The organism is Streptomyces sp. SPB074, assembly GCF_000154905.1.
Lineage (GTDB): Bacteria > Actinomycetota > Actinomycetes > Streptomycetales > Streptomycetaceae > Streptomyces.
This window is the reverse complement of sequence record NZ_GG770539.1, coordinates 5800749-5802652: the sequence shown is the minus strand read 5'-3', so window position 1 is coordinate 5802652 and position 1904 is coordinate 5800749. Positions and strand designations below refer to the sequence as shown.

Below are 1904 nucleotides of genomic sequence, written 5' to 3'. Positions count from 1 at the left end.
TGCACACGACGGTCGCGCAACTGCCGGGCCAGTCCACCGGGACGGGGCGCCTCGCGCCCGAGGCGGGCCCGGCGCCCGAGCCCCTGCGGGTCGCCCTCGGCCCCTGGGAGGAGCGCTTCCTCCTCCCCGACCACCGCCTTCTCGACGCCCCGCGCCCCGAGTTGTGGCGCGTCGCCGACGCCGCCCAGCTCTTCCTCGTGGACGACCCTCGGGCCGGCGCGCTCACCGTCACCCCGCTCCTCCCCTTCGGCGCCGGACCGGGCAGCCGCGTCCACCCGCTCTTCCGCCGCCCGGGCGGCCGCGAGCCGAACCTGGCCCCCGGTCTCCTCGCCCATCTCGCCTCCCGCTACGGGCGGCCCGTGACCCCGCTCGACGTCCTCGACTGGCTGCTCGCCGCGGCACGCCCGGCACGGCGGGGCCACGAGGTGCGGCTGCCGGGCACGTACGAGGAGTGGGCGGCCGGAACGGGCCTCGGGCGCGCGCTGCGCGAGGTGGCCTCGCGGGGGCGCGGGGCGCACGCGGGCCCACGCCTCCGGCTGCCGGGAGGCCGCCGCCCGTGGGTGCGCGAGGCGCTGGACCTCACGCCGCGCGGCCCACTGCCCGGCCTCGCGTACGAGCCCGGGGAGGAGGCCCTGCGCGTCGGCACGGCGGGCGTGCTCGCCCCCGTCGCGCCCGCCGCCTGGGAGGCGCGCCAGGAGGGGGAACGCGTCCTGGAACGGTGGTTGCGCGCACGCGTGGCCGCGCCCGGCGCGAAGGGCCTCGCCGCCGTCCTGCCGCGCGCGTGGCCCCGCGAGTGGACCTCGGACCTGCTCGCGCTGCTCACGGACCTCACGCTGGGCGCCGAACGGGCGGCGCGGTGCGCGGAGTTCGCGACGGCCCGGGAGGACGCGGGCGACGGGATCGGGGGCGCGGAACTGCGGGCCGCCGGGGTGCTCCCCGTGCCGGCCGCCGCGCGGCGGCCGGCGACCGTCCTGGAGACCCGCGAGGAGGGCCCGGAGGGGCAGTTCGCGCTGCTGTGAGAGATCCCCGGGCGGGGCTCAGCGGGCCGGGGAGATCCGGATCTCGGCCACCGTGCCCGCGCCGCGCAGCGAGAGGCGCGGGGTCGCGCGGGCGCAGTCGAGGCGGCCGAGCGGGAACGCCGTGTCCCCTTCCCCGACGGTGACGCCCTCGGTGACGGCCAGGGCGAGCACGATCTCCCCCGCGCCCCCGCTCAGTTCCGTACCGCCGTCGCCGACCCGCAGCAGCCGGACCCGCGCCGAGGCCCGGCCCCTGCGGGTCATGACGTTCATGTCGCGCACGGGCCCCGCCTCCAGACTGCAGCCGGTGCGCGCGTCGCCGGGGAAGGCGAAGGGGGTGAGGGGCTCGACCGTGCGGGGCGGGGCGTCGTCCACGGTCAGCACCATGCCGGAACCCTCGACGAGGGTGATCACGCGGTCGATGCCGGGGAACGCCGAAAAGGGTCCGCCCTCCGCCACGTCCGCGACGCTGATCCGCCAGTCGAACGCGTCCGCGCCGGAGGCCGGGGAGCCGGACGACCGCGCGGCGGACTCTCGGGTGGCGGGTTCCCCGGTGGCGGGTTCCCGGGTGGCCGACGCGAAGTCAGGGGCGGGCGCGGAGCCGGGGGCGGGAGCGGGGTCCGGGATCGTTCCGGAGGCCACCTCGCGCGTCGTGCCGCCCCCGTTGCGCCACGGCATGGCGCGGTAGTCGCTCCAGCGCAGGATCGTGCCGTCGCTCATCCGCCTCGCCCTTCCTCGTACCGACCGGGCGGCCCTGCTGCCTGCCGGAAGCGCCCCGCCTCACCCTATCGGGGCAGGTCACGACGGTACGAGGGGCGTCACACCCGGGGGGCGGGCCGGGTCCTGCGGCCGGGTGCGGGCCGCGTCTTCACGGACCGCGCGCCGGGA

At 79.0% G+C, this 1904-nt stretch carries 2 protein-coding genes; one reads left to right on the top strand and one right to left on the bottom strand.

The window, feature by feature from the left end:
• A partial coding sequence (locus SSBG_RS24545; RefSeq protein WP_078491406.1) for a type ISP restriction/modification enzyme occupies positions 1-1019 on the top strand: 1019 nt, incomplete at its 5' end.
• Between the two features lie 18 nt (positions 1020-1037).
• On the opposite strand, the gene SSBG_RS31700 is transcribed toward SSBG_RS24545, so the two are convergent.
• Positions 1038-1736, bottom strand: coding sequence for a HutD family protein (locus tag SSBG_RS31700; protein WP_008748761.1), 699 nt, complete (start codon positions 1734-1736; stop codon positions 1038-1040).
• Between the last annotated feature and the right edge of the window lie 168 nt (positions 1737-1904).

Coding starts and splice junctions, on each gene's coding strand:
- SSBG_RS31700 (WP_008748761.1), bottom strand. CDS start 1,736: ATGAGCGACGGCACGATCCTGCGCTGGAGCGACTACCGCGCCATGCCG.